Source organism: Niveispirillum fermenti (genome assembly GCF_048066175.1).
In the GTDB taxonomy this organism is placed as follows: domain Bacteria; phylum Pseudomonadota; class Alphaproteobacteria; order Azospirillales; family Azospirillaceae; genus Niveispirillum; species Niveispirillum fermenti.
The window spans coordinates 68,129-92,282 of the sequence record NZ_JBLTXA010000009.1 but is presented as its reverse complement, the minus strand read 5'-3'; the positions used below and the strand labels follow the sequence as shown (position 1 = coordinate 92,282).

The following is a 24,154-nucleotide window of genomic DNA, read 5'->3' as shown; positions in this document are numbered from 1 at the left end:
GCCGCCTTGCATCGTCTGTCCGGTCGCCCGGACCTTGATACGTCACCGGCGGGCCATTTTCATTTCCACCTGTGCCAGGATGGCGCTGATCTCGTCCCGCCGGCCGGCGTCGGCCACTTCGCGGCCGGGTCTGCGCCATGCCGGTCAGTCCGGCGAACCGCTGCGCCAGGGGGCCGTGTGCGTCCAAGCGGCCGAAATATTGCCGGTCCGCGATATTGAACAGCATCTGCGGTGCCAGCCGCCGCGCCTGCTCGGCTGCGTGGGCAATGCCGGCCGGTGTCGACAGATCAGCACGGATATGCCGGCCCGGCATTCCGCTCTCCGGGATGGCGGCTGTGCGGGATGGCCCGGAAAAGCCCGGCGAACAGACCGAAGATGCGGTTTGCCATGTCGATGACGGCCTGCTGGTCGCGCGTGTCATGGTGGACCTGCCCGGCGGCTGGTCCATGGGTGTCGCCATGGATAATATCCTGGACATCGATGCCAACCAGTTCGCCCATGGCAATCCGTTCACGCTCGCCGCCGGTCCGCAGACAACCTCTGTTCGCCCCCGCGCGGTCAGATTGAGCATTGGCTGGGAACGATAAAGGCGGCAGCCAGGAATAGTGGCCGGCCTGATGCGGCCTCCCCTCCTTCCGGTGTCCGCCTTGCCAGGCGTTATTCGGCCGGGCCGCCATGGGTTGCCAGCGCGTCGTGCAGCACCGTCGCATCGATTAAAGGGGCGAGTTGCGCCCGGTCGCGCGGCGAGCGGGCGTTCTGGGCCGCCAGCCACTGCTCCTGCTCCACCATCACGTCCAGCAGGTCAGCCGGCAGGCCGGCCGGAAACCGGTGATGGGGCCAGGAGGCGGCGACCAGATCGGCGGGATACCCGCTTGAGGTGGCGACAAGCGGCCAGATTTGCGACGGCTGGTCGGTGGCAACGCGCGCGGCCGTGATCAGCCGCCGCACGAAATCGACGATCCGTTCCCGGCGCGCAGGATCGGCCAGCGCCTCTGCCGTGGTGTTCAGGTTGTAAAGCTCCCGGTAGAGGACGGGGTCGGAGAAGCTGATCGCATCATCGCCCAATGTCCGCTCGCCGCGCTCGCTTTCCGGCTCCCAGATCGCGATGGCATCCACTGTGCGCGCGGCCAGCGCCGGTTCCATTTCCCGCGGGCGCAGGGGAACCAGGGTGACGGCATCGCCCGGAATACCCGCCTTCGCCAGCAGCCTGTCCAGGAAATAGGCGGCGGAGGTCCGTTCGAACACGCCGATGCGCTTGCCGCGCAGATCCTCCACCTGCGCGATGCCGGCGGAACGGCGGGCGACAACACGGTAAAGCCCCTCTGTCACCGTCAGGATGATGCGCAGGTTCGGATTGGCGACAGAGGCGCGGAGTGCCTGGGTTTCGGCCTGTGCCGCCAGGTCGGCCCGGCCCGGCGCATGGTCGAAGCCACCCGCCGCCGCCACGCCATCGACCCTGAAAAGATTGTCCACACCACCGCTGCTGAAGGTTGCGACCAAAGGGCCGGCCTGTTCAACCGCGTACAGCACAGGTCCGACTTCCATGACGTCGTGCCGGCCGACGATCCGCAATGCCGCCCCCTTGTCACCGACAGGGCCGGCCACAACCGGGGCGCAGGCAGTGGTAAGGCAGGCGGTCAAGCCAAGGATCAGGCACCGGATGCGCCGCATCAGCGTTTCCTCTTTACAATCAGATATCGTTCAACATTGTATAATATGATTCGTTATGATGCCGCAAGGGTATCAATCCCGGCGATATAAACGATTGGACGGGTTAACCGTGCTTCGTGCGAATGTGCTGCAAAAGCAAGGCCTGTCGGAGGCCAAGACCATAAAAGGGGAGGGCGGAATGCTGCATCGAAATGATATCCTGACTATGTACGGTTTCAGGAGCCGGCAACGGGCCGCGGCCGTGGCCCTGTGTGCGCTTTCGGTCGGATTTCTGTCCGCGGCCGGCGCGTTTGCACAGGACAAGGACGCGGAAATGGCTGCCGAACCGCTGCAACTGACGGAAATCATCGTTACCGGCACGCGCATCACCGGTTTCACGGCGCCGACACCCGTGACGTCGGTGGGGCAGCAGGAGTTGGAAGCCCGCGGCATCCGCAACCTCGCGGATGTCATGTTCGACATGCCGTCGCTGAAGCCGGTGCAGAATACCGGCCAGTCGAGCCAGCCCATCGGCGCCAGCAATTTTGACCTGCGCGGCCTGGGCCCCAACCGCACCTTGGTGCTGGTCGACGGGCGCCGCTTCGCGGCCACCGACCCGACCGGTGGCATCGACATCAATGTCATCCCGGCTGCCCTGATCAAACGGCTGGAGATCGTGACCGGTGGCGCATCCGCCGCCTATGGCTCCGACGCCGTGTCGGGCGTGGTCAACATCTTCCTGGATGACCGTTTCGAAGGGGCCAAGGGGTCCGTCCAGTACAGCCAGTCCAAATATGACGACCACCACAAGCCGGCGGCATCGGTTGCCGTGGGCAAGGCGTTCGGACGCCTGCATCTGGTCGCCGCCGGCGATTATTTCAAGGATGACGGGCAACTGGCACAGGCCAGCCGTCCCTGGGCCCGCGGTGGCTATGCGATCATGACCAACCCGGCTGCCGGCACGCCGGGCCAGACCCGCCAGGTCATCGCACCCGATGCGCGCTTCTCGCAGATGACCCTGGGCGGCGTGACCGCATCCAACAGCATCGCGGCGCTGCGCAACCTGCAATTCGGACCGGGCGGCACGGTGCTGCCCTTCAATCGCGGTACTTATGTCGGCAGCACCTATATGTCGGGCGGGGACGGCGCCTCGCTCTCCGACACGTCGAACATCTCGCCGGAGATCGAACGCGGTACCGGCTTCGCCCGCCTCAGCTTCGATGCGACAGAGGATGTCAGTTTCTTCGCCGACGCGCTCTATTCGCGTGCCGACATCTTCTCCGACGGCACGACGGCTACCGATAATGGCAACATCACCATCCAGCGGGACAATGCCTTCCTGCCCAGCCAGATCCGGGACATCCTGGTCGCCAACAACCAGTCGAATTTCCGGATCGGTCGCGTCGGTGCGGAGGAAGGGGCCTTCACCAACAGCGTGGAGAATACCATCCAGCGCTATGGCCTTGGCGCCAACGGCCGGTTCGGCGATGGCTGGCGCTGGGATGCGTCGGCGCAGTTCAGCCGGGTGCGTTACTATCGCGAGGATGGCAACAACCGGAACAATAACCGTTTCAACCTGGGCGTGGATTCCGTCATCAATCCGGCCACGGGCCAGCCGATCTGCCGGGCGCTGCTGAACAATCCCAACCCGACGGCGGCACAGGACCCCTATGGTGATATCCGCGCCTGCGTGCCCATCAACCTGTTCGGTGCCGGTTCTGTCTCACAGGCGGCACTGGACTATATCGGCGGCACGGCCTTCCTGGACAGCCGGCAGAAGCAGGATGTCTATGCCGTGAATGTGGAGGGTTCGCCCTTCGCGACCTGGGCGGGTGATGTGTCGATGGCGGCGGGTGCCGAATATCGGCGTGAATCGGTGCGGGCCACCAATGACGATGTCTCCAAGCGTTCCGGCTGGAAGACCGTCAATCCGCAGGCGCTGGACGGATCGCTGAACGTCAAGGAAGCCTATATGGAGCTTGTGGCCCCGCTTCTGGTCGATGCGCCGCTGGCTAGGTCGCTTGAGCTGAACCTGGCCGGCCGCGTCACCGACTATTCCACCAGCGGCAGGGTGGAAACCTGGAAGGTGGGCGCCAATTATCAGCCCATCGACGAGGTGCGGCTGCGGGCCACCCTGTCACGCGACATCCGGGCGGCCAATATCAATGAACTGTTCTCCGGCCAGAACCAGTTCTTCAACACCATCACCAACCCGGAAACCAATGTCGCGCTGACCACGCTGCAATTGACCGGTGGCAATCCCGACCTGCGGCCGGAACGCAGCAAGTCCTTCACGGGCGGTGCCGTGTTCCAGCCCGACTGGTTGCCGGGCTTCCGCGCCTCATTCGATTATTTCTCCTTCAATATCCGTGATGCGATCACCTCGCTCAACGGCCAGCAGATCGTGGATGGTTGCCTTGTCCGCAAGCAGACCGACCTGTGCGGCGCCATCACCTTCGACGGCAATGTCATTTCGCGGGTGCAGGCCACGCTGATCAACGCGGCGCGCTCCTCGGCCAAGGGCTTCGACATGGAAGCCATGTATGGTTTCGACATGGCCGATGGCCGGATCACGGTCCGGGGCCTGGCGACCTATATCGATGAACTGACCGTCACCTCCAACGGGGTCACCACCGACTATGCCGGTGTGGTGGGCAGCACCGGGACGCTGGGACCGGCCGGCGGCATTCCCAAATGGCGGGCGTCGCTGTCGGCCGATTATGCGGGCAGTGGGTTCGCTCTGGGGGTGCTGCTGCGCTATGTCGATGGCGGGAAGCTGAACGCGGGCTATGTGGAAGGGGTGGATATTCCCGACAATTCCGTGCCCTCGCGTACCTATGTCGATATCAATGCCAAGATCGACGTGACCGACGCGGTGGAGATTTACGGTGCCATCGACAATCTGTTCAACGTCGCACCGCCCATGACGCCGAACGCCGTCACGGCACCCAGCTACGCCTCCTCCGCCTTTTACGACCGGATCGGCCGTGCCTATGCCATCGGGGCACGGTTCCGGTTCTGATGCCAGGCGCCTTGGGGCCGGTGGAACCCGGCCCCAAGGCGCCGCCTGCCGGATCAGCCCCGACCCAGGAAGGGCTGCCCGATGGGCAGGATGACGGATTCCAGCACATTGACCTCCGGCGGCATCGCCGCGATGCAATGGACAAGATCGGCCACCTGTTCCGGCCGCATGGTCTGGTCGGCCCCATGCCGGCCCAGACCGGGAACGAAGCTGGTCATGGTGGAGCCGGGATGGATGATCCCTGCCGTGATGCCATGCTCCCGTCCATCCAGCGCGATGGACCGCGTCAGCCCGTCCAGGGCGAACTTGGTGGTAGTATAGGCAGCCGTATGTTCGCGCGGCACCAGCGCGGAAATGCTGCCGACCAGCAGGATGCGCCCCCGCCCGCGCGGCTTCATGGCCCGCACCGCCGCGCGGCAGCACAGGAAGGCGGAGGTCAGATTGACATCCAGCACCGCCTGCCAGCGCGCCAGGCTCAAATCCTCCAGCGGTGTCTTGTCGGCAATGCCAGCATTGCTGACCAGCAGGTCCGGCGCGCCCAGATCACGGGCCACCGCCGTAAAGGCGCCTTCAACCTGCTCTTCCCGGGCGACATCGGCCCGATAGGCGCGGGCCATACCCCCGGCCGATACGATCTCCGCGACGATCGTCTCCAGCCGATCCAGGCTGCGGGCGACCAGGGCCACCGCCATGCCGGACGCCGCCAGCTTGCGGGCGATGGCCGCCCCGATGCCGGAACTGGCGCCGGTCACGAGGGCCACTTGACGGGAAAGGTTCAGCATTCTCGATCCTCCGCTTTGTCGGGTCGCACTCGGCCGGATGGGTCGAATGCGCTATTGTTGAAATCATTTCTATATTGTCGAATGTTGATGGGGCTTGGATGCCACTCGACCAGAACGCCATCCCGTGTGACGGCTGCATCCAATGCTGCCGGAACGATCAGGTGATCCTGCATCCCGACGCAGGGGACGATCTGTCCTTCTACCGCTGGGAACCCATCGCCTCGGCCCTTTATCCGGGGCGGGCGGTGCCGGCGCTGCGGCGCGATCCGGCGACGGGCGATTGCGTCTATCTGACGGAAGCCGGCTGTTCGATCCATGACAGGCGGCCTGCCGTCTGCCGCCGTTTCCATTGCGCGCGCACGGCGCTGGCGCTGGAACAGCTTTCAGGCCGCACCCGGAAAATTCTCCGCCGCCGGGGCGATGTATACGATGACGCACTGCTGGCGCGCGGAAAGGACCGGCTTCAGCGGGCACGCGACCTGGGTCTGGAACATGTGCTGGACACCGCGCAGCAGGTCGCTGCGTTTGAGCGGATCGCAGCGCTGCCCGTGCCGAAGAAACGCTGATGCCGGCGGGTCAGGCCCCGCCGGCACCATGCATGACACGGATTTCGGCATAGGAGCGCAGGCCGGCCACGCCCATGCCCCGGCCGATGCCGGATTCCTTGAACCCGCCGAAGGGCAGGTCGGGGGCCGCCCCACCATGGGCATTGATCCAGACGGTCCCGGCCTCCAGCCGTCGGGCCAGCGCTTCCGCCCGCGCCTGATCGCCACTCCAGACCGAGGCACCCAGACCGAAGCGGGTGGCATTGGCGCGCATCACCGCCTCATCATCGCTGTCGAAGGACAGGATGGGCAGGACGGGGCCGAACTGTTCCTCATCCACCAGCCTGGTACCTTCGCGAAGGCCGGTGACGATGGTCGGCGCGATGAAATAGCCGGGCCGGTCAAATGCCATGCCCCCGGCCAGGAAGCGGCCGCCCCGGTCCCGCGCGTCCTGGATCAGCGCCATCACCTTGGTGAATTGCGGCTGGTTCTGCACCGGCCCCAGTTCCACATCCGGGTCGAACCCGCCGCCCACCCGCGCCTTCCGCGCCAGCACCGCCAGCGCCTCGGCCAGGGCATCGGCGATGGGGGCCTGGGCAAAAACACGCTTCACGGCCATGCAAATCTGGCCGCTATTGATGAAGGCGCTGGCGAACAGGCGGGGTGCCACGGCATCCAGGTCGGCATCGTCCAGGACGATGGCGGCATCGTTGCCGCCCAGTTCCAGCGACACGCGCTTCAGGCTGTCCGCGGCGGCGGCCATCACCTTCTTGCCGGTGGCGGTGGAGCCGACGAAGGCGATCTTGTCGATGCCGGGATGGCCCGTCATCCACTGGCCAAGATCATTCCCGCCCGACAAGGTATTGACCAGACCCGGCGGCAGGGTGCGGGCCGCAATCTCTCCCAGGCGCAGGGTGGATAGGGGTGTGAAGGGCGACGGCTTGACCACCACGGCATTGCCGGCCGCCAGTGCCTGCGCCACCATCTGCATGGCCAGGATCAGCGGGGCGTTCCAGGGCGCGATGACGCCGACGACCCCCATGGGCACATAATCCAGGCGTACTGGGCCGGACGGTCCCTCTCGCAGATAGCCGCCGCCGATATCCAGGGCCGCCATGCCGGCGATCCGTTCGGCGGCGGCCTCCACCTCCCGCCGCGCGGCGGCCAGGGGTTTGCCCTGTTCACGGGTCAGCAGTGCTGCCAGCGGCTCCCTTTCCGCGCGGATGGCGGCGGCGAACCCTTTCATGGCTTCTCGGCGGCCATCGCTGTCGGTATCCCGCCAGTTGGCGAAGGCGCGGCGCGCGGCGGCGACGGCCTGGTTCAGATGCGCCTCGGTCGCGTCCGGCGCACGGGCGAAGGGCTCCCCCGTGGCCGGGTCGATCACGGGGAAATCCGACGCGGCGGCCACGCCCGCGCCATCGATGGAAAGCAGGAAGGCGGGGGGACCGTCCACGGGGTTCACTCCTTTTTTGCTGCCGCCTCGCGCGCCTGGACGACCTCCAGGAACTTGCGGCTGGCGGTGATGGCAGACGGCCAGGAGGCGTAGAAGGCGAGATGGGCGAGGGCCTCGCCGATCTCCTCCTTCGTCAGGCCGTTATCCAGGGCAAGCCCCAGATGGGCCGGCAACTGCTCGGGCCGGTACATCGCAACCAGGGCCGCGATGGTGACCAGGCTGCGGTCGCGCTTGGACAGGCCCGGACGTTCCCAGACTTCCTCGTAAAGGACGCGATCGGTCAGTTCGACCAGGGCTGGGGCCACCGCCGCCAGTTCGCTGCCCTTGTTGCTGCTCGGCCTTTTCATTTGCGCTCGCTCCTCGCTGTTTATTCAGGCCGAGTGTAGGTGCCCATGCCGGGGCGGAAAGTCTTTTCGTCCAGAAACTGCTTCAGCCCCTGTTCCTTGCCGCGCTCCGGATCGACGAAATTGGTCTGGTCGACCTTGGCGGTCAGATATTCCGACGCCTGCTCCCAGTTCATCTCGCGCGAATATTTATAGGCCAGCTTGGCCTGACGCAGCACGGTCGGGTTCTTGCCCAGCAGGGTGCGGGCCAGTTCGGTGGTGCGCTGGCGCAGCCTTTCCTTGGGCACCGCCTCGTTGACCAGCCCCAGGGACACAGCCTTGGCACCGTCAAACTGCTCGCCCGTCATGACATAGTACAATGCCTGACGGTCGCCCATCACGGTACCGATGGCCTTCGACACCACACCGCCGGGAATGACGCCCCAATTGATCTCCGACAGGCCGAACACAGCCTTTTCGTCGGCGATGGCCAGATCGCAGCAGATCAGGGGCGTGAAGGCACCGCCGAAGCACCAGCCATTGACCATGGCGATGGTGGGCTTGGCGTAATGCATCAGGGTCCGCCACTGCCAGGCGCGGGTGGCACGATAGGCGCGGTGGCGTTCGATATCGCCCAGCCCGTCGGTGGCCCGGAAGAAATCCTTCAGGTCCATGCCGGCGGAAAAGGCCTCGCCCACGCCGGTCAGCACGATGACGCCGCAGCGCTCGTCGGTTTCCAGCGCGTCCAGCACCTCGTTCATTTCCTGAGCCAGCCCGACACTCATGGCGTTGCGCTTGGCCGGGCGGTTGATCTGCACCCAGGCGATGCCGTCGTCGAATTCGACCAGCACTTCCCGTCCGCCGGGGATGGGTTTCGTGGTCTCGATGGCTTCTGCTGTCGTCACGGGGAATGTCTCCTCAATCTGCGATGAACAGGGCGTCAAGCGCCATGACGCCTTCGCCTTGGGCGAAGACCGACAGGGGGTTGACGTCGATTTCCTTGATGCTCGGATGGGCGCGCAGGATATTGCCCACGGCGCGGATGGCATCGGTCACGGCATCGACATCGCGGGCCGGCTGGCCGCGGAACGGACCCAGCAGCCTGGCGCCGCGCATCTCTTGCAGCCTTTCCAGGATCTGGGCGCGGCTGGCATGGGCGGGCAGCATCTCCAGGGCGTCCAGCGCCTCCACCCAGACACCGCCCAGGCCGAACACGACGAACGGACCCCATTCGGGATCGTTGCGCCCACCGATGACCAGTTCCAGCCCGGAGCGCGCCATCTCCTCGATCAGGATGCCATCGATGGCACCGTCGGGCAGGGCTTGCTGGGCATTGTCCATCAGGCGCTGCCAGCCGGCACGCAGGGCTGCCTCGTCCTTGACGCCAATGATGACGCAGCCAACCTCGCTCTTATGCATCAAGGTGGGGGCCTGCAATTTCATGGCGACGGGGTAGCCGATGCGGCCCGCCAACTGGGCGGCGGAATCCACGTCGCGGAAGACCAGCACGCCGCGCGGCACACGGACGCCGAATTCCGCCAGCAGCGCCTTGCCTTCATATTCCGGCAGCGAACCGGGGCGGGGCAGGGGGGAACCCGGACCGGGTGACGGGGTGCGGCCGGCGATCCTTGCCGCCGCCCCCGCCTGGCGCTGGATGGCTGCGAAGGCCCGCAGCGCGCGGTCGGGGGAACGGAACAGCGGCGTATCGGTTGCCCGGAACGGGCCGATACAGCCGGGATCCAGCGGTGCCTCGTCCCCGATGATGGCGACGGCCACGGGCTTTGGCGCCACACGGGCCAGGGGGGCGATCGCGTCGGCCTTGGCGCGCTGTTGCCACGGTCCGCCGCCGGCCAGGGCCAGCAGCACGGCCCCGACGGCCGGATCGGCCATCATCACCTCCGTCGTGCGGGCGAAAACGCCGGCGTCGGAGAAGCCGGCGATGCCGACATCCAGCGGATTGGACGCCTCGCATTGCGGGGGCAGCAGGTCGCGCAGACCGTCCAGCGTCTCCTGGCCCAGGGCGGCGACCTCCAGCCCGATCTTTTCGCAGAAATCCAGGCTGAGGCCCCGGACCGCACCGGAATTGGTGATGATGGCCATGGCCCCGTCGGCCGGTGCCGGAAAACGGTAGAGGATGGCGGCCGCGTCGAACAGCTCGTCCATAGTTTCCACCAGGATGACGCCTTCATCCTCCACGGCGGCCTTCATCACGGCATGGTCGCTGGTCATGGCGCCGGTATGGGATTGTGCCGCCGCGCGGCCCGACGCACTGGCACCCGGATGGACCATGACGAGCGGCCGCCCCGCTTCCCGTGCCATGCGTGCGGCCGACAGGAAGGCGGCGGGATCGCGTATCTGTTCAATATAGGCGGCGATCAGGCTGGCGCCTTCCGCCACCAGATGGCGGATCACATGGTCGATGCGGACCACGGCTTCGTTGCCCGTCGATACGACATGAGAGATGCGGGCACCCCGCGCCAGCAGGGCAGAGCGGATGTTGGAGGCCATGGCCCCGCTCTGGGCGACGATAGCCATATGCGGCCCGGCCGCCAGTGGCTGGAACTCCAGCGATTCAAAGCTGAGCGCGGCGCCGCTGGCATAGTTGGCGAAACCCATGCAATTGGGGCCCAGCAGCGCCAGGCCGCCGGCACGGCAGATTTCGGCGATTTCCTCCTGCTCGCGCGCGCCTTCCTCCCCCGCTTCGCGGAAGCCGGCGGCGAAGACGATGGCACCGCCGACGCCGCGTTCGATACAGGCCTCCACCGCCTCCCGAACGGCCTTGCGCGGAACGTTCAGCACGGCCACGTCCACGCCGTGCGGCAGGGACTGGATCGATGGCAGGCAGGGGGTGCCGTTGATCTCCGCACGGGTCGGGCTGACCAGATGCACGGTTCCCGTGAAGCCGGATCCGGTGATGTTGCGCAGCACCGCCCCGCCGACGGATGCCGGTTCGGGGGATGCGCCCGCGATGGCGATGGAACGGGGGCGCAGCAGGCGCGTCAGGTCCATGCGGGAAGGCGGCTGCCCTCCCGTCTCAAAATTCGACGTCTGCATTCAGACCTACCGTCGGTTGGTGCGGAAGGGCGCGAACCGGTCCGCCGCCCCCTTCAGCGCGTTCTTGTACATGACCATGTCGGACTGCCATGCGATGTAGCGGGCGCCGCGGTCGATCCCGGCTTTCAGGCTGTCCGGGCTGCCCGCCACCACGCCGAAATGCCGGCCGGCCCGCTGGCAGGCATCCACGACCCGGTCCACGACCGCCTGCACGTCCGCATGCTCCGGCTCCCCTGGATGGCCCAGCGACTGGCTGAGGTCGCCGGTGCCGATAAAGGCTACGTCCAGGTGATCCAGGGCGCAAAGGGCGTCGATATCGGCGGCCATGCGCGCATTTTCCACATGCACGGCCACGAGGGTGTCGCGGTTCGCCTGCTCGATATAGGTTTTGGGCGGTGTGAATGCGTAATCGCCGGCCCGGCAGCCAGGGGCCCAGCCGCGCTCGCCCAGCGGATGATATTTGGCGCGGCGGATCACGGCCTGCGCCTCCGCCGCTGTCGACAGGGAAGGCACCTGGATGCCGCTGGCTCCGCTGTCCAGCGCGTGCAGGATATTGGCCTCTCCCGCGTCGGCGGTACGGACGATCGCGCTGATACCCACCAGTTGGGCCGCCCGGATCAGGTCTTCGATCTCGCCATGCGTGAAATTCGCATGTTCGCTGTCGATGATGATGAAGTCGAAGCCCGCAAGGCCGATCATCTCGACAAGGTTGGGCGCCGGGAACTTGACGAAGGTGCCGAAGGTCGGCTCGTCATTTTCCAGGCGCCGCTTGACTAGACTGTTGATCACAACGCATCTCCCGACAGGCGACGTCTCTTCGGGGTGGGGACGTCTGCCGTGCGTTCATCCAATGCAATCGGCGGGGGGGAATCAAATGCTGATTGCGGCCGCGATCGATAACGATGCGGCATCGAAGCCGTTTGCAGGCCAACCGATGCCGTCGCGGCATCAATCGCACGGTCAAAAAGAATTAGACGGAAGATGCCGATGCCTTCCTACTGCTGCAATCAGTCCATGCCGGACTTGCAAAAATGTTCCTGGGAGGCGGTGTGTACGGAAAGAACGACTTGCGGGCCGCATTGGCGCCACCGGCGCCGAAGCCGCCGGCAACCCCCTTCAAACCGGCGTCCTATGGCCGCTTTTACGCGGAAACCCCGGCCGAGGAAGGCGACAATGTCCAGACCTGGCTGGCACGGGGACAGAATCTGATCGTGGCCTACAGCCGTGTGTCTGCTGGTGCCCTGCTGTCCCGGCAGGGGCAGGTGGATGAATATGCTGTCGTCCTGCCCGATTCCGGCCTTTCGGTGGAAATAACGGCCGGCGGGCAGGTGGAAACGGCGCAGGGCCCCTGCGTTGCCTTCATTCCCCCCGGTGACAGCCAGCTACGCGCGCTGGGGAAGGGGGAAGTCTACCGGTTGATCACCACGCGGGCCACGGACCTTGCGGCCCGCTGTTCCAATGCGGCCGATTTTGCAACGCCCGACCCCAATGTGCCGGACCTTGTATCCTGGCCCGATCCGGTCGACGGTTGGCGCATCCGTGTCTATGCCGGTGATGTGCCGGCCCAGCCGGGGCGGTTCGGCCGCCTTTACCGCTGTTCCACCATCATGGTGAACCTGACCAGCGGCCGGCCCGGCCCGCGTGACCCCGCCGACCTGTCGCCCCATCATCATGATGATTTCGAACAATATTCCATCGCGACGGCGGGCGAGTTCATTCACCATCTGCGCTGGCCCTGGACCGGGAACAGTGCGCATTGGCTGGATGACCAGCATGAATTCTGTGCCGCCCCGTCGGTTGCCGTGATCCCGCCACCGGCGACACACACGTCACAGGGCACGGCACCGGGACTCAACCGGCTTCTGGATGCTTTCTGCCCGCCCCGGCGCGATTTTTCGGCGCGTGAAGGCTGGGTCCTGAACGCGGCGGATTATCCCGCCCCCGAACGCTGACCTGAACAGACAAGCACGAGCCGCGGTCAACGCGGCCCCCGTGAAATGGGAGGAAGAGATGACTGACCCCAGGATTGAATCGCTGCTGATCGGTGCCGTGGACCTGCATTGCCACAGCGGGCCTTCGGTGATGCCGCGCAGCCTGAACCATGTCGAGGCGACCCATCAGGCCGAAGCGGCCGGCCTGCGCGCCATCCTGTTCAAGGACCATTATTATTCCGTCACACCGGTGGCCGAGCTTCTGAAGGAGACGATGAAGCCGAAGATCGAGCTGCTGACCGGCGTGCCGCTGAACAACACCACGGGCGGGCTCAACCCCTATGCCGTGGAACATGGGTTCAAGCTGGGCGCGCGTCTGGTCTGGATGCCGACCTTCTCCGCCGCCAACCATATCCGCCATTCCCACCGTCGCCAGTTCCTGCCCACCAAGGAGCAGATGCTGGCGCCCACGGCGCTGTCCGTTGTGGATAATCGCGGTGCCCTGGTGGACGAGGCGAAGGTCATCCTGGACCTGATCGCCAGCTATGACGCCATCCTGTCGGCCGGGCACCTGCATATCAGCGAGATCTGGCCCCTGTTCACGGAAGCGAAGAAGCGCGGCGTCAAGCGCCTTCTGGTCAACCATCCGACCTTCCTGATCGACGCGAATGCCGCCGACATGAAGGAACTGGCCGCCATGGGAGCGCTTCTGGAACATTCCTGCTGCATGTGGGCAGGCGTGCAGGGGCGCAACTACACGGCCGACAGCCTGGATCAGGTGATCAAGGCCGGCGGCGTGGACAGCACGATCATCGGGTCGGACCTGGGCCAGGTGGGCAATCCGTCACCGGTGGACGGGTTCCGCCATGTCATCGGCATGTGCATCGGCCTGGGCTATTCCGATGATGACATCCGCAAGATGATCGGCCTGAACGCCGCCCGGCTGGTCGGGCTGGACGAACCCGGCCGGCAGCGGTCGGCTGCGGAATGATGGCCCCAGGGGCGGCGGCGCATCGCCGTTGCCCCGCAACGACACCAAAGTCGGAATTCAGGGAGAAACGATCATGTCGGCCAATCCGCTGGACGTCATCGCCAAGATGCCGATGCGTTTCCGGCAATATGTCATCATCGGGCTTTGTTGCCTGATCAACGTCACCGAAGGCTATGACATGATGTCGGCGGCCTATACGGCGCCGCTGTTCACGGCGGAATGGGGCGTGCCGCGCACCGCGCTGGGTATCCTGTTCTCCATGGGGTCGCTGGGTTTGGCCATCGGTGCCTTCGGCGCCGCCCCCATCGCGGAACGTATCGGCCGACGTGGTGTCACTTTCCTGGCGCTGGCCGGCATCACCCTTTCCCACGCCGCATCGGCGGTCGCCAACTCCATGGAGATGCTGACCTTCCTGAAATTCCTGATGGGTATCGGGCTGGGGATGCTGGTGGTCAGCCTGAACGTGCTGGTTTCCGAATATGCCAATGATGACCGGCGCAACCTGATGCTGTCGATCCTGCACACGGGGTTCAGCATCGGCATGACGTTGAGCGGGGCCATCACCGGTCTGCTGCTGGAACCATATGGCTGGCGGTCGGTCTTCGTTGTCGGGGCCGGCATCAATGTCACGCTTCTCGTCATACTGGTGCTGTTCATGTGGGAATCTCCCACCTATCTGCTGACGGCACAGCCGAAGAACGCCCTGCCGCGCATGAACCGGATAATGACCGGTCTGGGCCATCAGCCGCTGGACCGGCTGCCGCCGCCGCCGGAACGGGCGCGCAAGCAGCAGAACCGGGCCGTGGCCTTGTTGTCCGGCGATGTGCGGCGGCTGTCCATTCTGATGTGGACCGCTTCCTTCATCTATGCGGTGGTCGGCTATTTCCTGCTGAACTGGAAGCCGACCGTGCTGGTGGAGGCAGGGCTGACCCCGACCGAGGCCAGCTATGCCGGTGTTCTGCAGGGGGTTGCCGGCTCGCTGGGCCATCTGGTATTCGGCATCTTTGCCAAGCGCGTCGGGGAAGAACGGCTGACGGCGATCTTCTTCATCGTGATGGGGGGGGTGCTGGTCGTGTTCGGTGGCATCCAGGCCAGCGTGCCCGTGATGATCGGCCTGGCCTGCACCCTGACCTTCTTCACGGTCGGCTCCTATACGGGTGTGTTCCTGACCACCATCGCCCATTATCCGCCGCATCTGCGCACCTTCGGTGTTGGGTTCGTCGTCGGGTTCGGCCGGGCGGGGGCGGTATTGGGGCCGTTCATCGGTGGCCTGCTGCTGGATGCGGATATCGGGCGGGTGGCAGCCTTCGCATTCTTCGCCGTGATGTGCGTGGTCCCGGCTGTGGCCATGCTGGTGCTGGGCCGGAAGGCCGATGCCACCCCGGCGCCCGCGTCAGTCTGAGGGGTGCGCCATGAACCCGATCATCGATATCGGCGGGGACCCGGTTTACGATTCCCACGCCCATGTGTTCACCAACGACGAAGCCCGATACCCGATGGACACCCGCAATGCGCGGGAAGGCGAGGAAAATCTCCGCCGGCGCATCGCGGCGGAGCCGGTGACGGCCGAGCGCCTGCTGCGATGGTGGGCGGAAAGTGGTGTTACCGGCGGGTCCGCCGTGCAGTACAACACGATCTACAAGAAGGATAACCGCTACCTGCTGGACATGTCCGACACCCATCCGGGACGCCTGCCCGCCGTCGTGATGCTGGATGCGCAGGACCCGGAGACGCCGACGGTTCTGGAAGGGATGGTTCTCCGGCACGATATCGTCGGGCTGCGCCTGTTCGGCTATCCCGACGAAACCGGTGCCTATCCCTGGCTGGACAGCGAGGCCGCGTTGCGGACCTGGCAGGTCGCGGATCGCCATGGGTTGACCATGGTGGTGATGTATGCGCCCGGCGTGGCCGCGCCGGCGCCGCTATGCCGCATCGCCGGTCTTGCCCGCCGCTTTCCGCGCCTGCGCATCGCGCTGGACCATTTCGGATGGCCGAGCGGCGGTGACGACCGGTCACAACTGGGCCTGGTCCCGGCGCTGGTGGCCATGCGGGAATACCGCAATGTCTATTACAAGCTGACCACCATCAATTTCCGGATGTTCGACAAGGCAGGCGTGGATCATGCCGCCTTTGTCCGGCGGGCTGTCGATATCATGGGCGCCGACCATGTCATGTGGGGTTCCGACGTGGGGAATACCCTGGAAACCTATGCCGACATGGTGGCACAGGCGCGGGAAGCGGCGGCCCTGCTGAACGCGAAGGAACGGCGCCTGTTCCTGCATGACACGGCGTGCGGCCTGTTCCAGCGCGGGGCTGTACCAGCAGGGGAGCGTGCAGCATCATGATTGCCGATCCGCCCATCGTCGATGCGCACGCCCATATCATCACGCGGCGCATGCCCTTCCGGGAGGATGCCTGGATCCGGCCCGATTATGAATATACGGCAGAGGATTTCATCGCCGACCTGGACCGGCACGGGGTCGCGTTCGGCATCGTCACGGCCGCCAGCCTCTATGGCGACTATAATGACTATACGCTGACCTCGCTGGCCCGATACCGGCGCCTGCGCGCGACCGTGATGCTGGAGCCGGAGACCGATGCCGCAACCATCCGCAGCCTGCGCGACCAGGGTGTCGTGGGGGTGCGCATGCAATGGAAGGTGGATGCGGCACCGCCTGATTTCCACAGTTTCCCTTATCGAAAATTCCTGAACCGTCTGGCCGATTGCGGCATGCATGTCGAACTGAACGCCAGCGCCGATCAGCAGGCCATCGTCCTGCCGGTCCTGGCGGCCCACGGGATCGATGTCGTGGTCGACCATTTCGGCCTGCTGCGCGCGCCCGATGGCATGGACGGCGACGGCTTCCAATCCATCCTGCGGGCCGTCGCGGGGGGACGGACCTGGGTGAAGATTTCTGCCGGCTTCCGGCTGGGACCGGGCCTTCGCCGGGCCGCTTCGGCCCGGCTTCTGGCCGAAGCGGGCGGGGACCGCCTGTTATGGGGCAGTGACGCGCCCTTTGTCGGCAAGGAAAGTGCCATTTCCTATGGCGACACCCTGGCGCAGTTCCAGGAACTGGTCCCCGATGCGGCCGTTCGACGCCGGATTTCCGACGCCGCCCTGCGCCTCTGCTTCTTCTGAAAACCGCGCGGCGGTGACTGCTGTCGTGTCTACCGGAGCGGCAGTCGCCATCGGGCGTGGCCCTGCGCCGCGCCCTTGTTCCGGCCGGGGCAGGATGCTCCCGCTACCAATGCCGCCCCGTTATCGGTCTTGCCGATAGTGGCATTGGACTGTTCGTCATAGACGAACACAATATGAAATCAACGAACAATATACAGGCCGAATGATCGTCATTCGGCGGGGAGGAACAAATGGTTCAGGAGATGTGCGCCGGTTCCCATGCAGATATGCCGCGCAACGGCGGCGGGCGGTCGTTCAGGCTGGGCATGGTCAGCCTGCTGGCCTTGTGCGCCCCGCTGGCGGCCCCCTTGGCCGCGGCGCAGCAGCCGGCGGGACCGTCCGGTGCGGAACCGATGCAGGCACTGGATGAAATCGTCGTCACGGGCACGCGCATTTCCGGTTTCACGGCGCCCACGCCCCTGACCTCCGTCGGGGCGGTGGAGATGCAGGACAGGGGCGTCAGCACCGTGTCCGACCTTTTGCGCGATGTGCCGCAACTGAAGGTCAACCAGAATATCGGCAAGTCGAGCGAACCCATCGGCGCGTCCAATGCCGACCTTCGCGGCCTGGGCACCCAGCGCACGCTGGTATTGATGAACGGCAACCGCGTCGGGGCCACCGATCCCGCCGGCACGATCGACACCAACATCGTTCCCGTCGCGCTGATCCGGAATGTGGAGATCGTGACGGGCGGCGCCTCGGCCGCCTACGGATCCGACGCGGTGGCCGGCGTCGTCAATTTCGTGCTGGACAAGACGTTCCAGGGTGCCAAGGCCGATATTTCCTATGGCGTGACCGATTATGGTGATTTCCGCCGTCCCAAGGCCAGCGTCGCGGTGGGCCATGGTTTTCTGGATGGCAAGCTGCATGCCACCCTGGCGGCCGATTTCCTGCATAATTCCGGCCAGACCAGCCAGGCGGAGCGCCCCTGGGGCCGAAACCGCACGGTGCAATTGACCAACGCCGCCTATACCCCCACCAACGGCCAGCCGCGCCTGTTGATCGTCGAAAATGGCGTGTTCTCGCAGATGACGCCCGGCGGCGTGGTCGGCCTGCAGGGCGGGCGCAACACGCTGGCCCAGAGCCTGGCGGCGCAATTGGGCTTCGCACCCGGCACGGGCGTGCAATTCGGTCCGAACGGCCAGCCCCTGCCGTTTGAATACGGCACCAATGTCGGCGGCACCTATATGCAGGGCGGCAACGGCTATCAGGTGATCGACGGCGGCAACCTTCTGCCGGAAATCGAACGCAAAAGCGGCTATGGCCGTGTCAGCTTCGAGGTGAGCGACGATATCACCCTGTTCGCCGACATGCTCTATTCGGAGGTGCAGGCGGAATCCGATCTGGCCGCAAACCCGGATACCGGCACGCTGACCATCCGCAACGACAATGCCTTTCTGGATGGCTCGGTGAGGGCGGCGATGGCCTCGCTGGGCCTGACCAGCATCCCCTTTGGCCGCATCAACCTGGAGGATGGCAATTCCATCTTCCAGACCACGACCAAGGCCCGGCGCTGGAGCTTTGGCGCCGAGGGCATTCTGGCCGGCAACTGGACCTGGAGCGCGACGGGACAGATCACCCGCAACACCTATGACCAGGCGGCGCTGAACAACCGCATCGCCCAGCGCTGGACCTATGGCATCGACAGCGTGATCAACCCGGCCACGGGACAGCCCATCTGTCGCGTGCTGCTGAACAATCCCAACCCCACGGCGGCACGGGACCCGTATGGCGATATTCGGGGCTGTATCCCGATCAACCCGTTCGGCGCCGGTTCCATCACCCAGCAGGCCCAGGCCTATTACCACGGCACCTCCACCACTTTCGCGGAGATGCGGCAGGAAGTCTATGCCGCGAACATCTCCGGCTCTCCCTTCACCACCTGGGCGGGGCCGGTGTCGGTGGCGGCGGGCGCGGAATATCGCACGGAAAAGACGGTTCAGACGTCGGACGCCAATTCTGCCGCCAGCCGCTGGCGTTCCATCAACGCACAGCCCTTCAGTGGCAAGTACCATGTGAAGGAAGGCTATGCGGAGGTGGTGGTGCCGCTGGCCGACGGGGCGGCATTCGCCAACAAGCTGGATTTGAACGGCGCGGCCCGGTACACGGATTATTCGACCAGCGGCACGGTCTGGGCCTGGAAGATCGGCGGCAATTACGAGCCCGTGGCCGATGTCCGCTTCCGTGGCACCCTGTCCCGCGACATACGCGCACCCAACAATTACGAACTATTCTCACGCGGCAATCAGGTGATCAACCAGATCATCGATCCGCGCACCAATATCGGCCGCCAGACGACGCAGATCACGGGCGGCAATCCCGACCTGCTGCCGGAAAAGGCCGATACCTATTCAGTGGGTGTCGTCTATCAACCCGGCTGGTTGAGCGGCTTCCGCGCGTCCTTCGATTATTACAATATCAAGGTGAAGGACGCGATCTCGGTCATTTCGGCACAGGATATCGTGAATTTCTGCTTCCGGGGACAGAGCGTCTTCTGTTCCGGGGTAACCCAGACCAACGACATCATCACCCGGGTCAATATCATCCCCTTCAACGCCAACTCGCAGAAGGTGGCGGGGCAGGATCTGGAGATGGAGTATAATTTCCCGCTGGAAATGGCGGGTGCTGACGGTGACATGCGGCTGCGGCTGCTGGTCAACCATGCCGACAAGCTGGCCACCACGGCCAATGGTGTAACCAACGATTATGTCGGGCTGGCCGGCATTTCCCCGCCGCCGCAGGGCGTGCCGGAATGGCGTGTGAACCTGAATGTTAGCTACAGCTTCGATGATTGGAAGCTGGGGGTCGGCTATCGCTATATTTCCGGCGGCAAGATTGACACGCGGTTCAACCGGACCGTTCTGGACATTGCCGACAACCGCATCGACGGCATCAATTACTTCGATGCCAACATCGCCTGGGATGCGACGGCGAATGTCACGATCTATGGCTCGGTGGAAAACCTGACCAACGAGGCACCGCCGATCACGCCGAACGGCATCGTGCAGCCGACCATCGCCAATTCCCCCTTCTTCGACAATCGCGGACGTTTCTGGGTCATCGGCGCGCGGGCGCGGTTCTGAGCTTTCTCCCATCCCCTCGACAGGGCGCCGGTTGCGTGAACCGCACCGGCGCCCTTCTTTTATCGCTCACCAAGGATCAGGTCGGACGCTTTCTCCGCCACCATGATCACGGGCGCGTTGGTATTGCCGCCGGGAACGGTGGGCATGATGGAGGCATCGACGACCCGCAGGTTCGCCACGCCCTTCACGCGCAGCATCGGATCGACGGTGGCGGCGTCATCCATGCCCATGCGACAGGTGCCGACCGGGTGCTGGGTGATGCGCAGATTGGCGCGGATGAAGGCATCCAGGTCCGCATCGCTCTGGCGATCGATGCCAGGCTTCGTTTCCCGCGTGGCCAGGGAGGCCAGCGGACCGCTGCCAAACAGGGTGCGCAGCACCCGGATACCGCGTCGCAGTTCGGCATAATCCCGCTCATGCGACAGCAGGTTCAGATGGACGCGCGGCTTGTCGCCCGGATCGGCGGAACGCAACGTCACCTGCCCCCGGCTTTCCGGGTGCAACTGGATCACCATGACGGAGAACATGTCGGCAAGGCGCCGCCGCACGCCGGGCATCCACAGCTTGGCATCCAGCCGGACCGGCATCACCATCAGCTGGATATCCGGCCGTTCCAGATCCGGCAAGGTCTTCAGCAGCGCGGCACAGCTTGTCACCTGCGAGGCGAAGGGACCCGTGCCCAGCAAGGCCCAGCGCAGAGCGGAGAGGGCGGCGCGGTCGAAGCGGAGCTGTTTCAGGAACGTATCGGCGGCGGCCGCGAATTCGGCATAGACCAGTGGGTGTTCGGACAGGTTCTGGCCGACGCCCGGCGCGTCCACCCGCACATCGACACCATGGTCGCGCAGATGCGCCGCCGGCCCCACCCCGGACAGCATCAGCAGATGCGGGGAATTGTAGGCCCCGCCGGACAGGATGATGTCGCGGTCGGCCCGGACCTGCGCCATCGCGCCGTCACGGCGATATTCCACGCCGGTGGCCCGCTTCCCCTCCCACAGGATGCGCGTCACCTGCGCCCCGGACAGCAGGGTCAGGTTGGGTCGCTTCAGGGCCGGGCGCAGATAGGCCTGCGCGGCGCTGGCCCGCCGGCCCTGGCGGGTGATGGTCACCTCGCTCAAGGCGAAACCCTCCTGCTGTTCCCCGCTGAGATCGTCGCTGATCGGGAAGCCGGCGGCGGTGGCGGATTGCAGGATCTCATCGGTCAGCAAGGCCGGATGGCGTACCTGCGTGACGGACAGGGGGCCGTCGCCGCCATGATAGGGACCGGCCCCGCGCCAACTGCTCTCCATCCGCCGGAAATAGGGCAGCACATCATCATGGCCCCAACCGGGACAACCCATGTCGCGCCATTCATCATAATCACGGGCGTGGCCGCGCATATAGATCATGCCGTTGGTGGTGGAACAGCCGCCCAGCACGCGCCCGCGCGGCAGGGGCAGGCTGCGCCCGTCAAGGTTGGCCTCCGGCTCCGTGGCATAGCCCCAATCCTTGGCCGGGTCGGCCATGGCCGCCATGAAGCCCAGCGGCATGGCATGGAAGGGGCTGGCGTCGGAGCCGCCCGCCTCGATCAGCAGCACGCGGCGGGTGCCATCGGCACTGAGACGGTTGGCCAGCACGCAGCCCGCCGACCCGGCGCCGACGATGATGTGGTCGAACTTCTGCGTCACGGTTCCTCACAAATCCAAAAGGGGTGTTGCACAATAACGGAATATGTTCAACAATAGCAAACGAAGAGACGCCGAGGCGTCCACCCGGCCGCACGCGCCGACATCCTATCCATCCATCAATTCGAGACGGTGAGAAATGCCGGATATCGCAAAGGACCAGATCGCCCTGGAAGAAGCGCGACGCTTCGCCGGGCGAGAACATGGCCTGTTCATCGACGGCACATGGCGGGAGCCGCGCACCGGTGCCGGCTTCGACACGTTCAATCCCGGCGACGGGTCTGCATTGGGCCAGGTGGCCTTGGGCGGGGAAGCGGATGTCGATCTTGCCGTGCGGGCGGCGCGCGCCGCCCTGGATGGGCCATGGGGGGAGATGAAGCCATCGGAACGCGCCCGCCTTCTCTGGCGGCTGGCCGACGCGATCGAGGCCAGGGTGGAGGAATTCGCCCTGCTGGAAACACTGAACAATGGCAAGCCCTTGCGCGATGCCCGGCTGTTCGACGTCCCGCATGCGGTGGAAACCCTGCGCTACAATGCCGGCTGGACGACAAAGCTGGGCGGGGAAACGGTGAACCTGTCCGGTCCCGGCACCTGGCACGCCTATACGGTGCGGGAACCGGTGGGCGTTGTGGCGGCCATCGTGCCCTGGAACGCGCCATTGGCCATGGCGGTGGCCAAGATGGCCCCGGCACTGGCGGCCGGCTGCACCCTGGTCCTGAAGCCCGCCGAACAGACGCCGCTGACGGCGATCAAGCTGGCGCATCTGGTGGAGGAGGTGGGCTTCCCCAAGGGCGTGTTCAATCTGGTGACCGGGGTGGGGGAGATGGCGGGGGCGGCCCTGGTGGCCCATCCCGGCGTGGACAAGGTGACCTTCACCGGCTCCACCGAGGTTGGCCGCCTGATCATCAAGGCCGCGACGGGCACCATGAAGCGGGTGACGCTGGAACTGGGCGGCAAGACGCCGGTAATCGTCATGCCCGACGCCGATATCAGCCGCGCCATCGAGGGGGCTGCCCGGTCGATCTTCACCAATGCCGGCCAGATCTGCAACGCCGGGTCCCGCCTGTTCGCGCATGAGAGCGTGTTCGATGCCCTGGTGGAAGGCGTGTGTGACTTCGCGTCCAGGCTGCGCGTGGGGCCGGGTCTGGACCCCACGACGCAGATGGGGCCCGTCGTCTCGGCCGAACAGAAGGCGCGGGTGCTGTCCTATATCGAGGCGGGGTTGAGGGACGGCGCGCGGATCAGCGGGCAGGGCACGGCCGCGGACGGCCCCGGCTATTTCGTGCCACCCACGGTGCTGACCGGCACGACGCCGCAGATGTCGGTGGTGCGGGAGGAGATTTTTGGCCCCGTCCTGTGTGCCATGTCCTTCAGCGACGGCGACCTGAACGCCATCGCGGCACAGGCCAATGATACCGAGTATGGTCTGGGTGCCGTGGTCTGGACACAGAATCTCAGCGCCGCGCACCGTTTGGCCCGCAAGCTGAAGGCCGGAACGGTGCGGGTGAATGGCGGCGGCCTGGACCCCGCCCTGCCTTTCGGCGGGTTCAAGCAATCCGGCTGGGGCCGGGAGAACGGCCGGGAAGGGATCGAGGCCTATACGGAGGTGAAGTCGGTCGCCATCGCCATCTAGGCCGTTGCCGGCCGCGTCCCGGCGGCGCGGCCGCCCATCTTCACGCTGACCCGGCCGGCGGCATCCAGGACATGGTCAATGCTGGACCGCGTTCGGTCACCGGTCAGGTACTTGTCAGGGCCCAGCAGCGTCAAAGCCGCCGCCAGACCGTCGCTGTAATCGAAGATCGGGGCGGAGATGGCGGCAAAATTGGCGTTGATCAGGCCGCTGGTGGTGGCATAGCCATTGCGCCGGACCGCCGCCAGCAGGTCGGGCGCCGGCATCAGGTCTGGCTGGCCTTCCGATGAAAGGTAGGTCAGCGCCTGTGGCAGGAAGGCCAGGAAGATGATGCCCGTCGCCGAACTGGCCATCGGCAGAACATGGCCCAGCCGTACCGTGAAGGCTCCCTGGCGGTTGCCATCCACCTTGGAAACGATGGCCGGACCATATTCGGTGAAGACGGACAGATAGGTGGCGCAGCCCGTGCGCGCCGTCAGTTCCGCCATCTCCATATTGGCCGCTTCCACCACGGACAATTGCCGGATGGCCGACAGGCCCAGTTCGGTGGCGTAAGGGCCAAGGGCATAGCGTGCCGTCTGCGGGTGCTGCGCCACCAGCCCTTCCCGCATGAAGGAAGCCAGATAGAGATGGGCCTTGCTGGCCGGCATCTCGGCGGCCTTGGCGATGTCGCGCAGGGCCATCGGCTCGGTCGCGCGCTGCAAGACCCGGATCACCCGGAACCCCACCTCGATGGATTGCACGCGCCGCTTCTGGTTGAGGGAATCGTCGGACGGATTCGTCATCGTTTTCTCGCTGGTTCCCCGCCATGGGTAGCAGAGCTTCGGGTTTGCGTCGACAGCGCAATGGTT

At 65.5% G+C, this 24,154-nt stretch carries 19 protein-coding genes; 10 read left to right on the top strand and 9 right to left on the bottom strand.

What is annotated here, in order from left to right:
* Positions 1 to 335 precede the first annotated feature (335 nt).
* Entirely contained in the window at positions 336 to 587 is a 252-nt protein-coding gene (locus tag ACM9LZ_RS11660; RefSeq protein ID WP_416619638.1) for a hypothetical protein, read from the top strand.
* 70 nt (positions 588 to 657) lie between these two features.
* On the opposite strand, the gene ACM9LZ_RS11655 is transcribed toward ACM9LZ_RS11660, so the two are convergent.
* Positions 658 to 1,671, bottom strand: coding sequence for an ABC transporter substrate-binding protein (locus ACM9LZ_RS11655; RefSeq protein ID WP_416619637.1), 1,014 nt, complete (start codon positions 1,669 to 1,671; stop codon positions 658 to 660).
* Positions 1,672 to 1,849: 178 nt separating this feature from the next.
* Between ACM9LZ_RS11655 and ACM9LZ_RS11650 the strand changes: the two genes are divergently transcribed.
* A complete protein-coding gene (locus tag ACM9LZ_RS11650; RefSeq protein WP_416619636.1) occupies positions 1,850 to 4,672 on the top strand; it encodes a TonB-dependent receptor plug domain-containing protein in 2,823 nt (940 codons plus the stop codon).
* A 53-nt stretch (positions 4,673 to 4,725) separates the two neighbouring features.
* On the opposite strand, the gene ACM9LZ_RS11645 is transcribed toward ACM9LZ_RS11650, so the two are convergent.
* Entirely contained in the window at positions 4,726 to 5,454 is a 729-nt protein-coding gene (locus ACM9LZ_RS11645) for an SDR family oxidoreductase (RefSeq protein WP_416619635.1), read from the bottom strand.
* Between the two features lie 98 nt (positions 5,455 to 5,552).
* Between ACM9LZ_RS11645 and ACM9LZ_RS11640 the strand changes: the two genes are divergently transcribed.
* Positions 5,553 to 6,020, top strand: a complete 468-nt coding sequence (locus tag ACM9LZ_RS11640; protein WP_416619634.1) for a YkgJ family cysteine cluster protein — start codon at positions 5,553 to 5,555, stop codon at positions 6,018 to 6,020.
* 10 nt (positions 6,021 to 6,030) lie between these two features.
* Here the strand turns inward: ACM9LZ_RS11640 and ACM9LZ_RS11635 are convergent, their stop codons facing one another.
* The 5 genes from ACM9LZ_RS11635 to ACM9LZ_RS11615 are packed head-to-tail and all read right to left on the bottom strand — an operon-like array spanning position 6,031 to position 11,618.
* A complete protein-coding gene (locus ACM9LZ_RS11635) occupies positions 6,031 to 7,452 on the bottom strand; it encodes an aldehyde dehydrogenase family protein (RefSeq protein ID WP_416619633.1) in 1,422 nt (473 codons plus the stop codon).
* Between the two features lie 5 nt (positions 7,453 to 7,457).
* Positions 7,458 to 7,799, bottom strand: coding sequence for a carboxymuconolactone decarboxylase family protein (locus ACM9LZ_RS11630; RefSeq protein WP_416619632.1), 342 nt, complete (start codon positions 7,797 to 7,799; stop codon positions 7,458 to 7,460).
* Positions 7,800 to 7,819: 20 nt separating this feature from the next.
* Entirely contained in the window at positions 7,820 to 8,680 is an 861-nt protein-coding gene (locus ACM9LZ_RS11625) for a p-hydroxycinnamoyl CoA hydratase/lyase (protein ID WP_416619631.1), read from the bottom strand.
* A 13-nt stretch (positions 8,681 to 8,693) separates the two neighbouring features.
* On the bottom strand, positions 8,694 to 10,829 hold the full coding sequence (locus ACM9LZ_RS11620; RefSeq protein ID WP_416619630.1) for an acetate--CoA ligase family protein: 2,136 nt from the start codon (positions 10,827 to 10,829) through the stop codon (positions 8,694 to 8,696).
* A gap of 6 nt (positions 10,830 to 10,835) precedes the next feature.
* Entirely contained in the window at positions 10,836 to 11,618 is a 783-nt protein-coding gene (locus ACM9LZ_RS11615) for an HpcH/HpaI aldolase family protein (RefSeq protein WP_416619629.1), read from the bottom strand.
* A gap of 278 nt (positions 11,619 to 11,896) precedes the next feature.
* Here ACM9LZ_RS11615 and ACM9LZ_RS11610 point away from each other — a divergent pair, with 278 nt between their 5' ends.
* The 6 genes from ACM9LZ_RS11610 (at position 11,897) to ACM9LZ_RS11585 (ending at position 20,012) form a co-directional block, all read left to right on the top strand.
* The gene (locus tag ACM9LZ_RS11610; protein WP_416619628.1) at positions 11,897 to 12,781 is read left to right on the top strand and encodes a cupin domain-containing protein; all 885 of its coding nucleotides are present in this window, start codon (positions 11,897 to 11,899) and stop codon (positions 12,779 to 12,781) included.
* A 58-nt stretch (positions 12,782 to 12,839) separates the two neighbouring features.
* Positions 12,840 to 13,751: a DUF6282 family protein gene (locus ACM9LZ_RS11605; protein WP_416619627.1), complete on the top strand. Its 912-nt coding sequence runs from the start codon at positions 12,840 to 12,842 to the stop codon at positions 13,749 to 13,751.
* 73 nt (positions 13,752 to 13,824) lie between these two features.
* Complete coding sequence (locus ACM9LZ_RS11600) at positions 13,825 to 15,153, top strand: MFS transporter (protein ID WP_416619626.1); 1,329 nt, start codon at positions 13,825 to 13,827, stop codon at positions 15,151 to 15,153.
* 10 nt (positions 15,154 to 15,163) lie between these two features.
* On the top strand, positions 15,164 to 16,096 hold the full coding sequence (locus ACM9LZ_RS11595) for an amidohydrolase family protein (protein WP_416619625.1): 933 nt from the start codon (positions 15,164 to 15,166) through the stop codon (positions 16,094 to 16,096).
* Positions 16,093 to 16,890, top strand: coding sequence for an amidohydrolase family protein (locus ACM9LZ_RS11590; protein WP_416619624.1), 798 nt, complete (start codon positions 16,093 to 16,095; stop codon positions 16,888 to 16,890). Before ACM9LZ_RS11595 ends, ACM9LZ_RS11590 begins: the two co-directional genes overlap by 4 nt.
* A gap of 230 nt (positions 16,891 to 17,120) precedes the next feature.
* Positions 17,121 to 20,012: a TonB-dependent receptor domain-containing protein gene (locus ACM9LZ_RS11585; protein WP_416619623.1), complete on the top strand. Its 2,892-nt coding sequence runs from the start codon at positions 17,121 to 17,123 to the stop codon at positions 20,010 to 20,012.
* A 59-nt stretch (positions 20,013 to 20,071) separates the two neighbouring features.
* On the opposite strand, the gene ACM9LZ_RS11580 is transcribed toward ACM9LZ_RS11585, so the two are convergent.
* Positions 20,072 to 21,676 (bottom strand): GMC family oxidoreductase, encoded by a 1,605-nt coding sequence (locus ACM9LZ_RS11580; protein ID WP_416619622.1) that lies wholly within the window; start codon positions 21,674 to 21,676, stop codon positions 20,072 to 20,074.
* A gap of 136 nt (positions 21,677 to 21,812) precedes the next feature.
* Here ACM9LZ_RS11580 and ACM9LZ_RS11575 point away from each other — a divergent pair, with 136 nt between their 5' ends.
* On the top strand, positions 21,813 to 23,306 hold the full coding sequence (locus ACM9LZ_RS11575; protein WP_416619621.1) for an aldehyde dehydrogenase family protein: 1,494 nt from the start codon (positions 21,813 to 21,815) through the stop codon (positions 23,304 to 23,306).
* Here ACM9LZ_RS11575 and ACM9LZ_RS11570 read toward each other — a convergent pair.
* A complete protein-coding gene (locus ACM9LZ_RS11570; RefSeq protein WP_416619620.1) occupies positions 23,303 to 24,088 on the bottom strand; it encodes an IclR family transcriptional regulator in 786 nt (261 codons plus the stop codon). The genes ACM9LZ_RS11575 and ACM9LZ_RS11570 overlap by 4 nt on opposite strands.
* Positions 24,089 to 24,154: the final 66 nt, after the last annotated feature.

Excerpts from the sequence above, each read along its gene's own strand:
- ACM9LZ_RS11655 (WP_416619637.1), bottom strand. The coding sequence starts at position 1,671 with ATGCGGCGCATCCGGTGCCTGATCCTTGGCTTGACCGCCTGCCTTACC.
- ACM9LZ_RS11650 (WP_416619636.1), top strand. The coding sequence starts at position 1,850 with ATGCTGCATCGAAATGATATCCTGACTATGTACGGTTTCAGGAGCCGG.
- ACM9LZ_RS11645 (WP_416619635.1), bottom strand. The coding sequence starts at position 5,454 with ATGCTGAACCTTTCCCGTCAAGTGGCCCTCGTGACCGGCGCCAGTTCC.
- ACM9LZ_RS11640 (WP_416619634.1), top strand. The coding sequence starts at position 5,553 with ATGCCACTCGACCAGAACGCCATCCCGTGTGACGGCTGCATCCAATGC.
- ACM9LZ_RS11630 (WP_416619632.1), bottom strand. The coding sequence starts at position 7,799 with ATGAAAAGGCCGAGCAGCAACAAGGGCAGCGAACTGGCGGCGGTGGCC.
- ACM9LZ_RS11620 (WP_416619630.1), bottom strand. The coding sequence starts at position 10,829 with ATGCAGACGTCGAATTTTGAGACGGGAGGGCAGCCGCCTTCCCGCATG.
- ACM9LZ_RS11605 (WP_416619627.1), top strand. The coding sequence starts at position 12,840 with ATGACTGACCCCAGGATTGAATCGCTGCTGATCGGTGCCGTGGACCTG.
- ACM9LZ_RS11600 (WP_416619626.1), top strand. The coding sequence starts at position 13,825 with ATGTCGGCCAATCCGCTGGACGTCATCGCCAAGATGCCGATGCGTTTC.
- ACM9LZ_RS11595 (WP_416619625.1), top strand. The coding sequence starts at position 15,164 with ATGAACCCGATCATCGATATCGGCGGGGACCCGGTTTACGATTCCCAC.
- ACM9LZ_RS11590 (WP_416619624.1), top strand. The coding sequence starts at position 16,093 with ATGATTGCCGATCCGCCCATCGTCGATGCGCACGCCCATATCATCACG.
- ACM9LZ_RS11585 (WP_416619623.1), top strand. The coding sequence starts at position 17,121 with ATGGTTCAGGAGATGTGCGCCGGTTCCCATGCAGATATGCCGCGCAAC.
- ACM9LZ_RS11575 (WP_416619621.1), top strand. The coding sequence starts at position 21,813 with ATGCCGGATATCGCAAAGGACCAGATCGCCCTGGAAGAAGCGCGACGC.
- ACM9LZ_RS11570 (WP_416619620.1), bottom strand. The coding sequence starts at position 24,088 with ATGACGAATCCGTCCGACGATTCCCTCAACCAGAAGCGGCGCGTGCAA.